15 protein-coding genes are annotated in these 15,481 nt (G+C 72.7%); all 15 read left to right on the top strand.

The features are described from left to right. The first annotated feature begins 21 nt into the window (after positions 1-21). The 15 genes from Prubr_RS21520 to Prubr_RS21590 all read left to right on the top strand — a co-directional run bounded on the left by Prubr_RS21520 (position 22) and on the right by Prubr_RS21590 (position 15,481). Positions 22-1,155, top strand: coding sequence for an endonuclease/exonuclease/phosphatase family protein (locus tag Prubr_RS21520; protein ID WP_212816712.1), 1,134 nt, complete (start codon positions 22-24; stop codon positions 1,153-1,155). A 26-nt stretch (positions 1,156-1,181) separates the two neighbouring features. After that, positions 1,182-2,330 (top strand): glycosyltransferase family 4 protein, encoded by a 1,149-nt coding sequence (locus tag Prubr_RS21525; RefSeq protein ID WP_212816713.1) that lies wholly within the window; start codon positions 1,182-1,184, stop codon positions 2,328-2,330. 82 nt (positions 2,331-2,412) lie between these two features. Beyond that, positions 2,413-2,601 carry a hypothetical protein gene (locus tag Prubr_RS21530; RefSeq protein WP_212816714.1) on the top strand — a complete coding sequence of 63 codons (189 nt, stop codon included), beginning with the start codon at positions 2,413-2,415 and terminating at the stop codon, positions 2,599-2,601. Between the two features lie 66 nt (positions 2,602-2,667). Beyond that, positions 2,668-4,107, top strand: coding sequence for a nitroreductase family protein (locus Prubr_RS21535; protein ID WP_246567448.1), 1,440 nt, complete (start codon positions 2,668-2,670; stop codon positions 4,105-4,107). 1,225 nt (positions 4,108-5,332) lie between these two features. Next, positions 5,333-6,535 carry a substrate-binding domain-containing protein gene (locus Prubr_RS21540; protein WP_212816715.1) on the top strand — a complete coding sequence of 401 codons (1,203 nt, stop codon included), beginning with the start codon at positions 5,333-5,335 and terminating at the stop codon, positions 6,533-6,535. A 47-nt stretch (positions 6,536-6,582) separates the two neighbouring features. Beyond that, positions 6,583-7,344 (top strand): ATP-binding cassette domain-containing protein, encoded by a 762-nt coding sequence (locus Prubr_RS21545; protein WP_212816716.1) that lies wholly within the window; start codon positions 6,583-6,585, stop codon positions 7,342-7,344. Next, positions 7,341-8,420: an ABC transporter permease gene (locus Prubr_RS21550; protein ID WP_212816717.1), complete on the top strand. Its 1,080-nt coding sequence runs from the start codon at positions 7,341-7,343 to the stop codon at positions 8,418-8,420. The genes Prubr_RS21545 and Prubr_RS21550 overlap by 4 nt, the downstream gene beginning before the upstream one ends. A 38-nt stretch (positions 8,421-8,458) precedes the next feature. Continuing rightward, on the top strand, positions 8,459-9,514 hold the full coding sequence (locus Prubr_RS21555) for an amidohydrolase family protein (protein WP_212816718.1): 1,056 nt from the start codon (positions 8,459-8,461) through the stop codon (positions 9,512-9,514). Further along, positions 9,504-9,812, top strand: a complete 309-nt coding sequence (locus Prubr_RS21560) for a NifU family protein (RefSeq protein WP_212816719.1) — start codon at positions 9,504-9,506, stop codon at positions 9,810-9,812. The genes Prubr_RS21555 and Prubr_RS21560 overlap by 11 nt, the downstream gene beginning before the upstream one ends. Further along, positions 9,809-11,032 (top strand): CaiB/BaiF CoA transferase family protein, encoded by a 1,224-nt coding sequence (locus Prubr_RS21565; protein ID WP_212816720.1) that lies wholly within the window; start codon positions 9,809-9,811, stop codon positions 11,030-11,032. Before Prubr_RS21560 ends, Prubr_RS21565 begins: the two co-directional genes overlap by 4 nt. A 73-nt stretch (positions 11,033-11,105) precedes the next feature. Further along, positions 11,106-11,537 (top strand): GlcG/HbpS family heme-binding protein, encoded by a 432-nt coding sequence (locus Prubr_RS21570; protein WP_212816721.1) that lies wholly within the window; start codon positions 11,106-11,108, stop codon positions 11,535-11,537. Continuing rightward, on the top strand, positions 11,534-12,472 hold the full coding sequence (locus Prubr_RS21575) for a hydroxymethylglutaryl-CoA lyase (RefSeq protein WP_212816722.1): 939 nt from the start codon (positions 11,534-11,536) through the stop codon (positions 12,470-12,472). The genes Prubr_RS21570 and Prubr_RS21575 overlap by 4 nt, the downstream gene beginning before the upstream one ends. Then, on the top strand, positions 12,469-13,224 hold the full coding sequence (locus Prubr_RS21580) for an enoyl-CoA hydratase-related protein (protein ID WP_212816723.1): 756 nt from the start codon (positions 12,469-12,471) through the stop codon (positions 13,222-13,224). Before Prubr_RS21575 ends, Prubr_RS21580 begins: the two co-directional genes overlap by 4 nt. Then, complete coding sequence (locus tag Prubr_RS21585; RefSeq protein ID WP_212816724.1) at positions 13,221-14,399, top strand: CaiB/BaiF CoA transferase family protein; 1,179 nt, start codon at positions 13,221-13,223, stop codon at positions 14,397-14,399. Before Prubr_RS21580 ends, Prubr_RS21585 begins: the two co-directional genes overlap by 4 nt. Next, positions 14,396-15,481, top strand: a complete 1,086-nt coding sequence (locus Prubr_RS21590; RefSeq protein WP_212816725.1) for an acyl-CoA dehydrogenase family protein — start codon at positions 14,396-14,398, stop codon at positions 15,479-15,481. Before Prubr_RS21585 ends, Prubr_RS21590 begins: the two co-directional genes overlap by 4 nt.

Consider the following 15,481-nt stretch of genomic DNA (forward strand, 5'->3'; position numbering starts at 1 on the left):
CCGCGGTGACCGGAGCGAGCGGTGACCGCGGTCGGTGACGTCGCGGCCGCACCGCCGCGGCGGCGACGGCGCTGGGGCGCCCGGGTCGCGCTCGGCGCGGCCGGGGCGTGGCTGGTGTTCGTCGCCGCCCACCGGCTGCTGTCCGGCCGGGCCTGGTGGTGGAACCTGCCGGACCTCCTGCCGCCGCTGCTCTTCGTCGCCGCCCCGCTGCTGCTGCTCGTCCTGGTGCCGCTGGCCCGGCCGGCCCGGCTCTGGTGCGCGGCCCTCCTCGTCGCGGCACTGGCGCTCGGCTGGCCGGTCGCCGGGGTCAACCCCGCCACGCTGTGGCACCGGCCCGCCCCGGCGCCGCCGGACGCGGTCACCGTCTTCTCCTGGAACACCTGGTACTGGGACCAGATGCTGGCGGCCGGCCCCGGCGGCGAGCCGATCCACGACCCCGACCGGCTGTACCGCTACCTGCACGCCCAGGCGGCCGACGTCTACCTGCTCCAGGAGTTCCTGTACTTCACCCCGGAGTGGGACCCGGTCCCGGTGGCCGACGTGGACCGGCTGCGGCGGGAGTTTCCCGGCTTCCACATCGCGGTCGCCGGGGAACTGCTGACGGTCTCCCGGTTCCCGATCACCCTGGAACGCCCGCTCGACGTACGCCCCTGGCTGGACCGGGAGTGGGACGACCTGCCCCCGGCCGACTCGCGGATGCCGGCGTACCACACGGTCAAGACGCTGCGTACGGATCTGCTCGTCGACGGCCGGGTGGTCACCTTCTACAACTCGCACCTGCACGTACCGGTCGTCGGGCTGCCGGCCCGCGCCCCGGACACCGCCGACGACGGGCTGGCCCGCCACGACCTGCGGCAGGCCAGCATCCGCGCACTGGCCGCCGACGTCGCCGACAACCCGCACCCGGTCGTGTTCGCCGGCGACCTGAACACCTCACCGGCCATGCGGCTGCTGCGCACGCTGCCGGACCGGCTGGTCGACGCCACCGCCGCCCTGGACTCGCCCTACCCGGTCTCGTGGGCCCGCTACGGCCTGCCCCTGTGGCGGCTCGACTGGCTGTTCACCAGCGCCGACGTCGACGTGCACGAATACCGGATGGTGCCCCCGGACGGACTGTCGGACCACAGCGGGCAGTTCGCCGTCGTGTCGCCGTGAAACTGTCCAGAAAGGACCCCGATCAGATGGCCAATCCGGAACCGCGTTACGACCTCACCGTCGCACTCACCTACTACACCCCGTACATCTCCGGCGTCACCCACACCGCCCGCGTCGTGGCCGAGGGGATGGCCGCCCGTGGCTGGCGGGTCGCGGTCGTCACCAGCCAGCACGACCGGTCCACGCCCCGCCGCGAGACGGTCGCCGGCGTCGACATCTACCGGTCGCCGGTCCTCGGCCAGATCACCCGGGCCCAGATCAGCCCCGCCTACCCGGTCGAGGCCGCCCGGATCGCCCGCCGATCCTCGCTGCTCTACCTCAACCTGCCGATGGCGGAAGCCTCGGTGCTGGCCAGGCTCGCCCACCCCACCCCGATCGTGAGCATGCTGCACATCGATCTCTACCTGCCGCCCGGCCTGCTCAACCGGATCGCGGTCGCCGCCTCCGACGTCACCTCCCGGTCCGCGCTGCGCCGCTCCGCCGCCGTGATCACCAACAGCGACGACCAGGCCCACGCCTCGAAGTTCTGGCCCCTGGTACGGAACAAGGAGTTCCGCCCCATCCCCGCGCCGTGCCTCGACCGCCGGGATGGCCGGCCCCACTACCGCCGCACCGGTGGGCTGCACGTCGGCTTCCTCGGCCGCATCGTCGAGGACAAGGGGATCGTCTACCTCGTCCGGGCCTTCCGACAGATCGCCGACCCCGACGCCCGGCTGCTGATCGGCGGCAACTACAAGACCGTGATGGGCGGCGACAACCTCGCCGACATCCGGGCGGAGATCGGCGCCGACAGCCGCATCGAGGTGCTCGGCGAACTACGCGGCCAGGAGATCGACGACTTCTACGCCTCGATCGACGTGTTCGCCCTGCCGTCGATGGCGGAGTCGTTCGGCATCGCGCAGGCCGAGGCGATGATGTGTGGCGTACCGTCGGTCACCTCCGACCTGCCCGGCGGACGGTATCCGGTTCTCGCGACCCAGTTCGGCACGCTGATCCCGCCGCGTGACCCCGAAGCGCTGCGCCGGGCGATCCTGGACCTCGCCGCCACGCCGCCCGACTGGCGGGAGGCCAAGGCCCGGGAGGCCCGCAAACTCTTCACGGCCGAGCGGAGCCTGGACGCGCACGAGGAACTGTTCGACCTCGTCCGGGAACGGGCCGCCCGCCGGGTGCGGTGACACCGTCCGGGCGCGGTACCGGCCGCATGGCCCGGTGCTGGGCGGGTATTCCGGTAGCAGGGCGAACGAGAGGGGAGACGCCATGGCGAACGTCCAGCAGCCGGAGATGCGCCGCAGCGGCGACACGGCGACCACCCAGCAGCGGACCCAGGAACCCCACCCGACGCAGGCGCCCGGCGGGGCACACGACAAGACCGCGAAACGCCCCGTACCCAAGGGGCAGCGCTCACCGTACGGACCCGCCGGCAAGGTGGCCGACGACAAGTCCTGACGGCCGGCGTACCACCGCGACGGAAATCATCCGGCGGCCGGAGGCGGGACCTGGCAGGATGCCTGCGTGGATCTCGACTCCGGCGCCGGGCTGCTGCACCGGCTGACGTCGTACGTGCCAGACCGCGAGTGGGACGTGCCGGTGGACGACCCGCGGGTACGCCACGACCTCGTCCCGAACGACCCGGGCACGCGTCCACCGCAGCTGAAGGCGTATCCGGACGGGCTGCCCGTCGTCACCCTGCCACGTGACCTGCCCGATCCCGGCGTGCCCGCGACGGCGGTCCTGGCCGGGGTGGAGTCACCGGCCCGGCCGCTCGACGCCGCCCAACTCGGCCGGGTGCTCTTCCTCGGCGCGGGCGTCGTCCGCATGACCGAACGCGACGGTCGCCGGCACTTCTACCGGGCCGCCGGGTCGGCCGGCGCCCGGTTCCCGCTCGAGGTCTACGCGAGCACCCGTGGCGTCGCCGGGGTGCCGGACGGCGTGCACTGGTACGACGCGGCCGCGCACGCCCTGGTCCAGATCGGCCCCGCGGCGACCGGGGCCGCCACGACGCTGGTGCTGACCGGGGTGCCGTGGCGGACCGGCTGGCGCTACGCCGAGCGGGGCTTCCGGCACATGTACTGGGACGCCGGCACGCTGCTGTCCCAACTGTCGGCGGCGGCCGACAGCGCCGGACTCGCACCCCGGCTGCGCACGGACTTCCCGGACGCGACCCTGCGCGACCTCGTCGGCGCCGACGGGGTGCACGAGCACCCGCTGGCGCTGCTGACATTCGGTGCCGGCGAGCCGGCGATCGGCCCCACCGGCCCGGCGACCACGGGCACGCTGCCACCGGTCGAGTTCCCGCTGGTCACCACCGCGCAGCGCGCGGGGGAGCGGACCGTCCTCGGCGAGCCGTGGCCGCGCGCCGCCGCGCTGCCCGACCACCCGCCGTCCGACTCCCTCGACGAGGTCGTGCTCCGCCGCGGCTCGCAGCGGCTCATGGACCGGTCCCGGACGCTGCCGAGGGCGGCGCTGGAATGGTCGATGACCGCCGCGCTGCGCGGGGTGGAGATCCCGCACTGGGTGGCGGTGCACGGCGTCGACGACGTGCCGCCGGGCCTCTACCGGTGGCCCGACCTGGCGACCCCGCTGCGGGCCGGGAACCTGCGCGCCGAACTGGAACGGATCTGCCTCGACCAGAGTCTCGCCGCCGACGCCGCGTTCGTCGTCATCGCCGCCACCCCGGCGTCCACGCTCGACGACCGCGGCTACCGCACCGCCCAGCTCACCGCCGGACTGGTCGAGGGGCGGCTGCACCTGGCGGCGTACGCCCTGGGGGCCGGCGCCTCCGGCATGACGTTCCTGGACTCGGAGATCCCGGCCCTGGTCGGCGAGTCCGACGACCTCGCCACACTGCTCTTCACGTGTGTCGGCGTCCCGGAGTACGCGTCGCGGGCCGGTGGCCGGCCGGGCGCCCCGGTCGAGGTCCGGCAGATCACGCCCCGCATCGCCGGCGCCTGACCGGCGGGTCGGGCGGCGCGGTGCGATCCGCGTACGCGAGGCGGGCGGCGGGCCCTGCCGGCGGATAGCGCGGTGGCTGCGGCGACGGGCTCGGCCAGGTGGTCGAGGTCGGCCAGGCCGCCGATGCACCTCGGGCGCCCGCCGCCGACGCGCGGGATGCCCGCTGATGCGTGCGAGTTGTCCGCCGAGGCGTGTTGCTTGCTGAGGTGGGCGGCCGTGAGCCGCAGCAGGTCATGGTTGGACGTCGTGGCCGGGTGGGCACGGCCGGACGTCCGTGGCCGTGGCCAGGACCAAGCGCCCCGTGGCGGTGGCCCGGGCCGGGTGCCCTGTGGCGGCGGCCCGGGCCGGGCGTCCTGCGGCCGTGACCAGGGCCCGGATGTCCGCGCTGTGACCAGGATCCGGGGTCCCGTGACCAGGGCCGAGGGCCGGGCGTTGGCCTCCGTGGGCGCGTCAGCCGCTGCGTCCGTGGCCGGGCCTGCCTCCGTAGCCGGGCGTCCGCAGCAGTGGCCGGGCGTTCGGGGCCGTGGTCTGGCTGAGCCGATGCCGAAGGCGGGGCGGTTTTTTGGCGGCGCGTCGGTGGCCTTCCTTGTTGATCTGGGCGTGAGGGACCTTATCCACGCTCGATAACGTCTCTCACGCCCAGATCAACGACGTGCCCCGCGCCCCGTCGCCCGATGTTCGGCACATATCGCCCGGGCAACGGGTCGGTGGATGGAGATCCCGTGACGAGGCTGCCCCGCCCGTCCGTCGGTCCCGGGCGTCGAGGGCTGGACAGCCCTTCGTCGCGGCTCCGGTCCAATCCCCACAGAGGTCCGCGAAGCAGGCGACGGCCCGCGACGGCCCGCGGAGTCGCGAGTCGTTCGAACGCCGCCGCACCGTCTGTAGCCGGAAGACCGCGCCGCGGAGCGATCACCGCTGGCGGACGCTCCCGATCAGCTTCTGCATACAATCTGCCTTGATCGATGTGAGGTGGCTCTCGGCCTTATGTCGGCTACCGACCGCTTTAGCTGGGCTTACTGTTTCGAAGCGATGAACTATTGACACCCTCGTCGCCGCTGCCTACGGTCAATTGCGTACAACCTCGGGGCGTCGGCCACACCCAAGCCGCCGTCCGGGACCGTCCCCGCCGCCGTCACGACAGGCACCGGCCACGGCCGCGGCGTCACCCCACCACGACAAAGCCCTCTGCCCGCGCGGGTCGCGGACCTCTCTAGGGAGTGGCATCTTGGTCAGGATCACCGGAGCCCGTCGGCTCCGCTCCGCGGCCGCCTCGCTGGGCGCCGCCGCACTGCTCGCAACCATGGCCGCCTGCGGCGACGGCGCCGACACCGCCGCCGCGCCGGGCCCCGTCAACGACGCGTACACCCAGCAGGCCGCGACCCTCGTCGAGGCCGGCACGGACGGCCTGCTCTTCTTCGAGGGCAACGAGGCCGACCTCACCCTCGACAAGATCAAGGTCTATCAGGACTGGTCCGGCCCGACCGAGTCGGTCAAACCGGTCCCCGGCGCCAAGCTCGACATCATCGTGTGCCGCATCGGCACCTCCTGCGAAGAGGTCGGCAAGAAGGCGCAGAGCATCGCCCAGTCGCTCGGCTGGACCGCGAACATCCACGACGGTCAGGGCAGTCCCGAGGGCTTCCAGAAGGCGTTCGCGACCGCCGCCGCCAACCGGCCCAGCGCCGTCATCACCGTGGCCATCCCCGAGAACCAGGTCGCCGACGGCATTGCCGAGCTGCAGAAACAGAACATTCCGGTGGTCGGCGTATCGGCCATCGACGAGGGTGGCGCGGTCGGCTACGACGCCAACGTGTCCAGCCGCGAGACGTTCCAGGCGGTGCTGGAGGTGGCCAAGGCGGTCGCCGACTCCAAGGGCACCGCGAAGGCCGTCTTCCTCTGGGACGTCGGCTATCCCCACCTGGTCGAGGCCCTCGAGGCCAGCAAGCGGGTCCTCGCCGGCTGCACCGGCTGCCAGCTGCTGGAGGTCAGGGAACGCACCCTCACCCAGGCGGTCGACCCGATCGAGATGCAGAACATCACCACGTCGCTGCTGCAGAAGCACGGCAACGACCTGCAGTACATCTTCACGCCGTACGGCAACGGGGTGGAGTCCATCATCGCCGCGCTGAAGGCCGCCGGCCGCGAGGACGTGAAGGTGCTGTCGAAGAACGCCGAACCCGAGCGCCTGGGCAGTGTCGCCACCGGCGACCAGTTCGCCGACTTCGGCGCGGTCCGGGGCTGGAACGCGTACGCCGCGATCGACCAGGTCGTCCGGCTGCTGGCCGGCCAGCAGCCGCTGCCCGACGCGGAGCAGGGCATCCCGGCGACCATCTTCGTCAAGGACAACGCCCCCGCCGACGGTGTCGTCGACTGGGACAGCTACGTCGACTACGCGCAGCGGTACGAGCAGATGTGGCGGGCCGCCTCGTGACGGCCGCCCCGGCGTCCCTGGCGAAGGGCGCCCGGACGGACAGCCCCGTGCTCGAGGTCGTCGGACTGTCCAAGTCGTACGGCCGGGTCCGCGCGGTCACCGACGTCTCCTTCGACGTACTGCCGGGCGAGATCCTCGGCATCGTCGGCGACAACGGCGCCGGCAAGTCGACCCTGATGAACATGGTCAGCGGGGCGGTCGCGCCGGACGGCGGCGAGCTGCGGATCGCCGGCGAACGGCTGGCGCCGCACACGATCGGCAACGCCCGCGCCCGGGGCATCGAGATGATCTATCAGGACCTCGGCCTGTCCGACAACCTCAGCGTGGTCGAGAACGTGTTTCTCGGCCGGGAGTGGACGGCCGGTCCGGCCCGGCTGCCGGTGCTGCGCAAGAAGGCGATGCGGGCCCGCACCCGGGAGGTGCTGGAGCGGCTCGGCATCGACCTGCACGACATGAACGTGCTCGTCGAGGGGCTCTCCGGCGGCCAACGGCAGATGGTGGCCATCGCCCGGGCGCTGGTGACCGAGAACGAGCCGCGCGTGATGGTGATGGACGAGCCGACGGCGGCGCTGGGCACCACCGAGTCGCGGGGCGTCAACGACCTGATCGTACGGCTGCGCGACCGCGGCTACGCGGTGATCGTCATCAGCCACCGCATCCCGGAGGTGCTGGCCCTGGCCGACCGCCTGCTCGTGATGAAAGGCGGCCGGCGGGTCTACCACGGGCCGACCGGCGCACTCGACGTCGAGCGGTGCGTGCAACTGATCGTGCGGGGAGCCGACGCGCTCGGGACGGAGGAGCCGGCGTGACGGAGACGGTGACGAAGACGCCACCCGACCGGGTCGTGGTCCGGCAGAGCGCCGACCGGTCGCGCCAGGGTGTCGGCGAGCGGGCGGTCGACGGCGTCAGCCGGTACGGGCTGGTCGGCCTGCTCTTCCTGGTGATCGCGGTGTTCTCGGTGGCCAGCCCGGAAACCTACTTCACGACGACGAACTTCCGGCTGATCCTGGTCAACCAGACGGTGACCGTGATCGTCGCGCTGGCCGCGACGCTGCCGCTGCTGGCGCACTACCTCGACGCCTCGGTCGGCCCGATGCTCGGCCTGGCGCAGGGCGTGAGCATCTGGCTGGTCGCGGTGCACGGCACGCCGATCTGGCTGGCGCTGGTCGCGGTCCTGGTGCTCGCGGTCGCCGTCGGTCTGCTCAACACCCTGCTGGTGCTGAAGTTCGGCATGTCGTCGATCATCGCCACCCTGGCGACGGGCAGCCTGCTGATGGGCAGCCTCTACATGATCACCGGTGGCCGGGTCATCTTCCAGAACGTGCCGGAGAGCTTCACCGCGATCGCCCGCGGCGACCTGGCCGGTATCCCGCTGCCGCTGATCTATCTGACCGTCCTGGTGGTGCTGCTGGAGTTCCTGGTCGTCTGGACCCCGTTCGGGCAGCGGCTCTACGCGATGGACGGCAACATCCGCGGCGCGGCGCGGGCCGGCATCAACGTCAACAGTTACACGGTACGGGCGTTCGTCGGTGCTGCCGTACTCGCCTCGATCGCCGGGGTGCTCCTCGCGTCCCGGGTCGGTTCCGCCCAACCGACCGTCGGCGAGCAGTTCCTGCTCCCGGCGTTCGCCGCGGCCTTCCTCGGCGCGGCCGTACTGCGTCCCGGCCGGGTCAACATGCTCGGCACCGTCGTCGCCGCGTACTTCATCAGCTTCACCATCGCCGGCCTGCAGCACCTGGGCGCCGCCACCTGGATCGAGCGCATCTTCAACGGGCTCGCGGTCATCGTCGGTGTCTCGCTCGCCGGGTTCGCCGTACGACGCCGGCGGCAGCTCGCCGTACGGCACGTCGAACGGCTCGAACGGCAGGCACCACGCGGCAGCTGACGCTGAACCCCCAACCCTTCGGACACGGAAGCTGGGTCATGAAGAACGACTACTTCGTATTCGACAACGCCATCCACATGTACAAGCTCACCGACGACAACCTCGACGAGCGCACCGGCGGCCGCAAGTCGACCAACGCGTTGGTCGAGTACGCCAAGCTCTACTCCCGGCCCGGGTACCCGTACGACGACATCTCCGGGCGGGAACTGTCGGTCGAGGACGCCCACCGGCTGATGTTCGACGAGTCCGACACCGACATCGCGATGGCGCAGACGGTGCCGAGCCACGGTGGCTGGAAGCTGGGCTTCTCCCCGGCGGAGAACAACTACAAGCTCAAGGAGGCGTATCCGGACCGGGTGCTCTTCTGCGGCGGCGTCGACCCGATCACCCACGGCCGGTACGGCGCGGTCAAGGAGGCGATCCGGCAGATCACGGAGTGGGGTGCGGTCAGCTTCAAGTTCTACCAGGCGCACTCCGGCGGAGTGTCCTGGCGCATCGACGACCGGCAGGTGGCGTACCCGATCTGGGAGGCGTGCCTGGAGAACGGCGTGACGAACGTGCAGTTCCACAAGGGACTCGCGTTCAACACCCAGCACATCATCGACCTCGCCCCGTACGACCTGGAACGGGCCGCGCAGGACTTCCCGGAGATGACGTTCATCGTGCACCACCTCGGTGAACCGTTCATCGACGAGACGATCAACATCGCGTCCCGGTACGAGAACATCAGCCTCGCGCTGACCGCCTGGATCAACCAGTACCCGGTGGCGCCCCGGGCGGCGCTGCACGCGATCGGCAAGTGTCTCCTGCACGTCGGCGAGGACCGCCTGCTGTGGGGTTCCGAGGCGTTCGTCTGGCCGAAGGTGCAGGCGTACATCGACCTGTTCGCCGACATGACGATGCCCGAGGACCTTCAGGACGGCTACGGCTACCCGGAGCTGACCGATCAGGCCAAGGCGAAGATCTTCGGACTCAACTTCGCCCGCATCATGGGCATCGACGTCGAGGCGAAGAAGGCCGAGCTGTACGGCGCGCCGCCGGCAAAGGGCAAGAAGGCGAAGAAGAACAAGAAGGCCGGCTCCCATGGCAAGTAGGAAGAAGACCGCGCGCGCCGCCGACCGGGCCCTCGACGGCAAGGTGCGTCAGCTCGTCGAGGCGCACGGCGGCGGCGTCACCGTCGATGTCGGCGACGACGGCGACGCGCACGTGACCTTCCACGGCCGCTGCGCGGCCTGCCCGTCCGCTCCGGTCACCATGGGGTCGCTGGTGACGCCGACGCTGCTCCAGGTCGAGGGCGTCCGTTCGGTGTCGCGGCGCGGCGGGGTGTCCCGGTTCGCCGAGGCCCGCATCGCCGCGATGTTCGGCCTGCCGACCCCGGAGGGCGACCGATGACGGCCCCGGCGCGGGAGGCCGCGTTCGCCGACGGACCGCTCACCGGTGTCCGGGTCGTCGAGGCCGGGGTCCTGCTCGCCGGCCCGTTCTGCGGCCAGCTCCTCGGTGACTTCGGCGCCGAGGTCATCAAGGTGGAGGAGCCGGCGAACGGCGACCCGATGCGCCAGTGGGGACGCGAGAAGCCGCACGGGAAGTCGCTGTGGTTCCCGGTCGTGGCCCGCAACAAGAAGTCCGTCACCTGCAACCTGCGGGTGCCCGACGGGCAGCGGGTGATGCGCGAGCTGCTCGCCCACGCCGACGTCTTCGTGGAGAACTTCCGGCCCGGAACCCTGGAACGGTGGGGTCTCGGCCCCGAACAACTCCACGAGATCAACCCGAAGCTCGTCGTCGTCCGGGTCACCGCGTTCGGCCAGGACGGCCCGTACGCCTCCCGCGCCGGGTACGGCTCGATCGGCGAGGCGATGGGCGGCATCCGCCACGTCACCGGCGACCCGTCGACCCCGCCGAGCCGGATCGGGGTCAGTCTCGGCGACTCGCTCGCCGGCACCTTCGCCGCGCTCGGCGCGATGATGGCGCTGCGGGTCGCGGCCGGCACCGGGCGCGGTCAGGTCGTCGACAGCGCCATCTACGAGTCGGTGCTGGCCCTGATGGAGTCGCTGCTGCCGGAGTACGCGCTGACCGGCTACGTACGGGAACGGACCGGGTCGATCCTGCCGAACGTGGCCCCCAGCAACGCGTACCCCACCCAGGACGGTGCGACGGTGCTCATCGCCGCCAACCAGGACACCGTGTTCCGCCGGCTGGCCGCGGTGATGGGCCGGGCCGAACTCGCCGACGACCCGCGCTACGCGTCGCACGCCAAGCGCGGCGAGAACCAGGTGGCGCTGGACGAGCTGATCGCCGCCTGGACCGGGAAACTCGACCAGCACCCGCTGCTGGAGCTGCTGCACGCCGGCGGCGTACCGGCCGGATCGGTCTACACGGCCCGGGAGATGCTCACCGACGAGCATTTCGCGGCCCGGGAGGCGATCGTCGAACTGCCGCACCCGGACTTCGGTCCGTTTCCGATGCACAACGTGGCACCCCGGCTGTCCCGTACCCCCGGCCGGCTGCGCTGGGTCGGCCCGAAGCTGGGGGAGCACACCGACGAGGTACTGCGCGAGGTCCTCGGCCTCGACGACGACACGATCGCCGCGCTGCGCAGCGGCGGAGCAATCTGAGCCGCGTTCCGCGCCGGCGGAGCAATCTGAGCCGCGCCGCGGCGGAGCCATCTGAGCAAGAGGAGAACGAAGCATGTCCAAGAAGGCGATCGTGGTCAAGAAGCAGACGATCTCGCTGCGCGCCGCCCGCGCGGTGATCGCGGCGGCGGTGGCGAAGGCCGAGGAGATGGGCTTCGCCGTCACCGTCGCGGTGGTCGACGAGAGCGGCGTCCTGAAGGCGTACGAGCGGATGGACGGCGCCGCGCTCGTGTCGGTCCAGCTCGCGCAGGACAAGGCGTACACGTCCGTCGGGTTCGGCCTGAGCAGCGACGGCTGGTACGACTTCATCAAGGAGGACGGCCCGCTGGCGATGGGTGCGCCGAGCGGGATCGACCGGCTGGTGACGTTCGGCGGCGGCTACCCGATCAAGGTCGACGACGTGGTGGTCGGCGGCATCGGCGTCAGCGGCGGCCACTACACGCAGGACATGGAGGTCGCCAAGGCCGGCCTGGCGGTGCTGTCTTGAGCCGTCCGCCGGCCGGCCCGCCCGTCGAACTGGTCGAGGTCGGCCCCCGCGACGGCCTGCAGAACCACCCGACGCACCTCGGCACGGCCGACAAGGTCGCGCTGGTCCGCCGGGCGGTGGCCGCCGGCACCCGGCGAGTCGAGGTCACCAGCTTCACCAACCCGGTAAAGGTGCCCCGGCTCGCCGACGCCGAGGCCGTCATGGCCGAGGTCGCGGGCGACCCCGGCCTCGTCTCGATCGGGCTGGTGCTCAACGAGCGCGGCCTCGACCGGGCGCTGGCCGCCGGCGTCGACGAGGTCAACTTCGTCGTCGTCGCCAGCGACACGTTCAGCCTGCGCAACCAGGGCAAGCCGACGGAACCGGCGGTGGCCGAGGTACGCCGGCTGCTGCCCCGGGTCCACGACGCGGGCCGGCGGGCGTCGGTCACCGTCGCCGCCACCTTCGGCTGCCCGTTCGAGGGCGAGGTGCCGCTCGACCGCGTACTGCGCATCGTCGACGCGCTCGGCGCGGTCAACCCCGACGAGCTGGCGCTGGCCGACACGATCGGGGTCGCGGTGCCGGGCGCGGTCGGGGCGGCGTTCACCGCCGTCCGCGCGGCGACCGGCGCCGACCTGCGCTGCCACTTCCACAACACCCGCAACCTGGGTACGGCGAACGTGCTGGCCGCCGTCGCGGCCGGCGTCCGTGCCGTCGACGCCAGCATCGGCGGGATCGGCGGCTGTCCGTTCGCGCCCGGGGCGACCGGAAACGTGGCCACCGAGGACGTCGTCTACGCGCTGGAACGCTCCGGTCACCGCACCGGGGTGGCGCTGGACGCCGCGATCGACAACGCCCGGTGGCTCTCCGGCGTACTCGGTGCCGAGGTGCCGGGCCTGCTCAGCCGGGCCGGCGGGTTCCCGTACCCGGCCGTCCCCGACCGGAGGGAGGCCGCGTGACCGGCGGAGGTGGCGAGGTCGACCTGACCGTCCGGGACGGCGTCGCGGTCATCACGCTGGACGCCCCCGGGCGCCGCAACGCGCTCACCGTGGCGATGGCCCGCGACCTGGCCGAGGCGGCCGCGACCGCCGACGCCGACGCGACGGTCGGCGTGGTCGTCGTACGCGGCGCGGGCGGCCACTTCTGCGCCGGCGCCCACCGGGCGGTGCTCGACGCGGTCGCCGCCGACCCGGCCGACGACGCCAACTACCGCGACCTGGGCACGCTCTACGACTCCTTCGTGCGGATCGGCCGGCTCGGCGTTCCGGTGGTCGCCGCGGTCCGGGGCTCGGCCGTCGGCGCCGGCGTCAACCTGCTGCTCGCCGCCGACGTGCGGGTCGTGGCCCGCGACGCCCGCATCCTCGCCGGCTTCGGCGCCATCGGGCTGCACCCCGGCGGCGGCCACCACCTGCTCGCCGCGACCGCGCTGGGCCGCCAGGGCGCCGCCGCGTTCACCCTGCTCGGCCAGGAGCTCGACGGCGTACGCGCCGCCGAGGTCGGCCTCGCCCTCGAGTGCGTCGACGACGCCGAGGTCGACGGGCGGGCGTACGCGCTGGCCGCGCCGGCCGCCGCCGACCCCGAGCTGAGCCGCCGTACGACGGCCTCGTTCCGGCGTGCGGTCGACCCGTCGCCGACGCGCTGGGAACTGGCGATGGAGGCCGAACGGTCGGCACAGATGTGGTCGCTGCGACGCCGGGCGGCGCGGCCGTGACGGCGCCGCTGTCGGGGATCCGGGTCCTCGACCTCACCAGTACGTTCTCCGGGCCGTACTGCACGCTCGTGCTGGCCGACCTCGGCGCCGAGGTGGTCAAGGTCGAGCCGCCGGGCGGCGACATCGCCCGCCAGCTCGGCGCGGCGCGGACCCCGGGCCTGGCGGCGGTGTTCCTCAACATGAACCGGGGCAAGAAGAGCGTGGTGCTCGACCTGAAGTCGGCCGGGGGCCGGGACACGGTCGGCCGCCTGGTCGGCACCGCCGACGTGGTGGTGCACAACATGCGTCCCCGCGCCGCCCAGCGGCTCGGACTGTCCTACGAGGACTGTGAACGGATCCGCCCGGACGTCGTCTACTGCGCCATTCCCGGCTTCGGCGGCACCGGCCCGCACGCCGACCGGCCGGCGTACGACGACGTCATCCAGGGGGCCGCCGGCATCGCCGCCCTGCAGAGCGTCAACCAGGACCGGCCCGGCTACGTCACCACCCCGCTCGCCGACAAGATCGCGGGACTGACGGCGGCGGTCGCCGTACTCGCCGCGCTGCGGCACCGCGACGCCACCGGGGCCGGGCAGCGGGTCGAGGTGCCGATGTTCGAGACGATGGTCGCCTTCGGGCTGCTGGAACAGCTCGACGGCTGGACCTTCGACCCGCCGACCGGGCCACCGCTGTATCCGCGTACGGCGGCGGCCAACCGGCGGCCGTACCCGACCGCCGACGGCCACCTCTGCGTGCTGATCTACACCGAGGAGCAGTGGCGGCGGTTCCTCTCCCGGGCCGGCCGGGCCGACGTGCTCACCCGGCCCGAGTTCGACACGGTCGGCAAGCGGATCGCCAACGCCGACGCCCTCTACGCCATCGTCGCGGAGATCCTGCGGGAGCGCCCGACCGCCGAGTGGCTGGCCGTGCTCGACGAGATCGACGTACCGTGCGCGCCGCTGGCCGGCTACGAGGAGATCCTGTCCGAGGCGTACCTGCGCGAGAGCGGGTTCGTCTCCACCGTCGAGCACCCGGTGGCCGGACGGCTGCGCCAGATCGGGTCACCGATGGCGTTCTCCCGCTCGCCGGTGGTGGCCGGCGGTCACGCCCCGACCCTCGGCGAACACACCGCCGAGATCCTTGCCGAACTGAACGACGAGCACGGTGTCGCCGAGCACAGCGAGGAGGCGCCGTGAGCGCCGCCGCGTTGCGGGCGGAGGTACGGGCCCAGCTCGACGAGTGGCGGGCCGCAGGGATCTTCACCCCGCGCAGCGACAGCTGGCTGGTCGGCTACGACGAGGACTTCAGCCGCCGGCTCGGCGCCCGCGGCTGGATCGGCCTGACCTGGAGTCCGGAGTACGGCGGCCACGGCCGCGGCTTCGTCGACCGGTTCGTGCTCACCGAGGAGCTGCTGCGGGCCGGCGCACCGGTCGCCGCCCACTGGATCGCCGACCGGCAGATCGGTCCGGCGATCGCCCGGCTCGGCACCGGGGCGCTCCGGCGCGAACTGCTGCCCGCGATCGCGGCCGGTGAGGCCCGCTTCTGCCTCGGCATGAGCGAGCCCGACGCCGGCAGCGACCTCGCCTCGGTACGGACCCGGGCCCGCCGGGTCGACGGCGGCTGGCTGCTGGCGGGGCAGAAGGTGTGGTCGAGCAACGCCCACCGGGCCACCCACGCCTACGTGCTGGCCCGCACGTCGGACGGCGAGCGGCGGCACGACGGCCTGAGCGAGTTCGTTCTCGACGTGACCGCGCCGGGCGTGACCGTACGGCGGATCCCGGACCTGCGCGGGCCCGGCCACTTCTGCGAGATCTTCCTCGACGACGCGTTCGTGCCCGACGCGTGGGTGCTCGGCGGGATCGGCGCCGGCTGGGCGCAGGTGACCGAGCAGCTCGCGTTCGAGCGCGGCGGCCCCGAGCGGGTGCTGAGCACGTACCCGCTGCTGCGGCGGCTGCTGGACACGGCCGCCGGACCGGTGGGCCGGGTGGGGGAGCTGGTGGCCCGGCTGGTCGCCCTGCGCCGGTTGGCCTGGCAGGTCGCCGTACGGATGGACGCCGGAGAGGCGCCGGTCGCGGCGGCCGCCACGCTGAAGCTGCTCGGCAACCGGTTCGAGGTCGACGTGATCGAGGCGGCCCGGGAGACACTTCCGTCCGATGAGGACCTGCGGGCGGCGTTGGACGACGCAGTCCTGGCCGCGCCCGGCTTCTCGCTGCGCGGCGGCACGACGGAGGTGCTGAGCGTGGTCGTCGGCCGCGAGGCGATGAGGGAGGCCCGGTGA

Source organism: Polymorphospora rubra, assembly GCF_018324255.1.
GTDB classification, from domain to species: Bacteria; Actinomycetota; Actinomycetes; order Mycobacteriales; family Micromonosporaceae; genus Polymorphospora; species Polymorphospora rubra.

Excerpts from the sequence above, each read along its gene's own strand:
- Prubr_RS21525 (WP_212816713.1), top strand. The coding sequence starts at position 1,182 with ATGGCCAATCCGGAACCGCGTTACGACCTCACCGTCGCACTCACCTAC.
- Prubr_RS21530 (WP_212816714.1), top strand. The coding sequence starts at position 2,413 with ATGGCGAACGTCCAGCAGCCGGAGATGCGCCGCAGCGGCGACACGGCG.
- Prubr_RS21560 (WP_212816719.1), top strand. The coding sequence starts at position 9,504 with ATGGCAAGTAGGAAGAAGACCGCGCGCGCCGCCGACCGGGCCCTCGAC.
- Prubr_RS21570 (WP_212816721.1), top strand. The coding sequence starts at position 11,106 with ATGTCCAAGAAGGCGATCGTGGTCAAGAAGCAGACGATCTCGCTGCGC.
- Prubr_RS21565 (WP_212816720.1), top strand. The coding sequence starts at position 9,809 with ATGACGGCCCCGGCGCGGGAGGCCGCGTTCGCCGACGGACCGCTCACC.
- Prubr_RS21555 (WP_212816718.1), top strand. The coding sequence starts at position 8,459 with ATGAAGAACGACTACTTCGTATTCGACAACGCCATCCACATGTACAAG.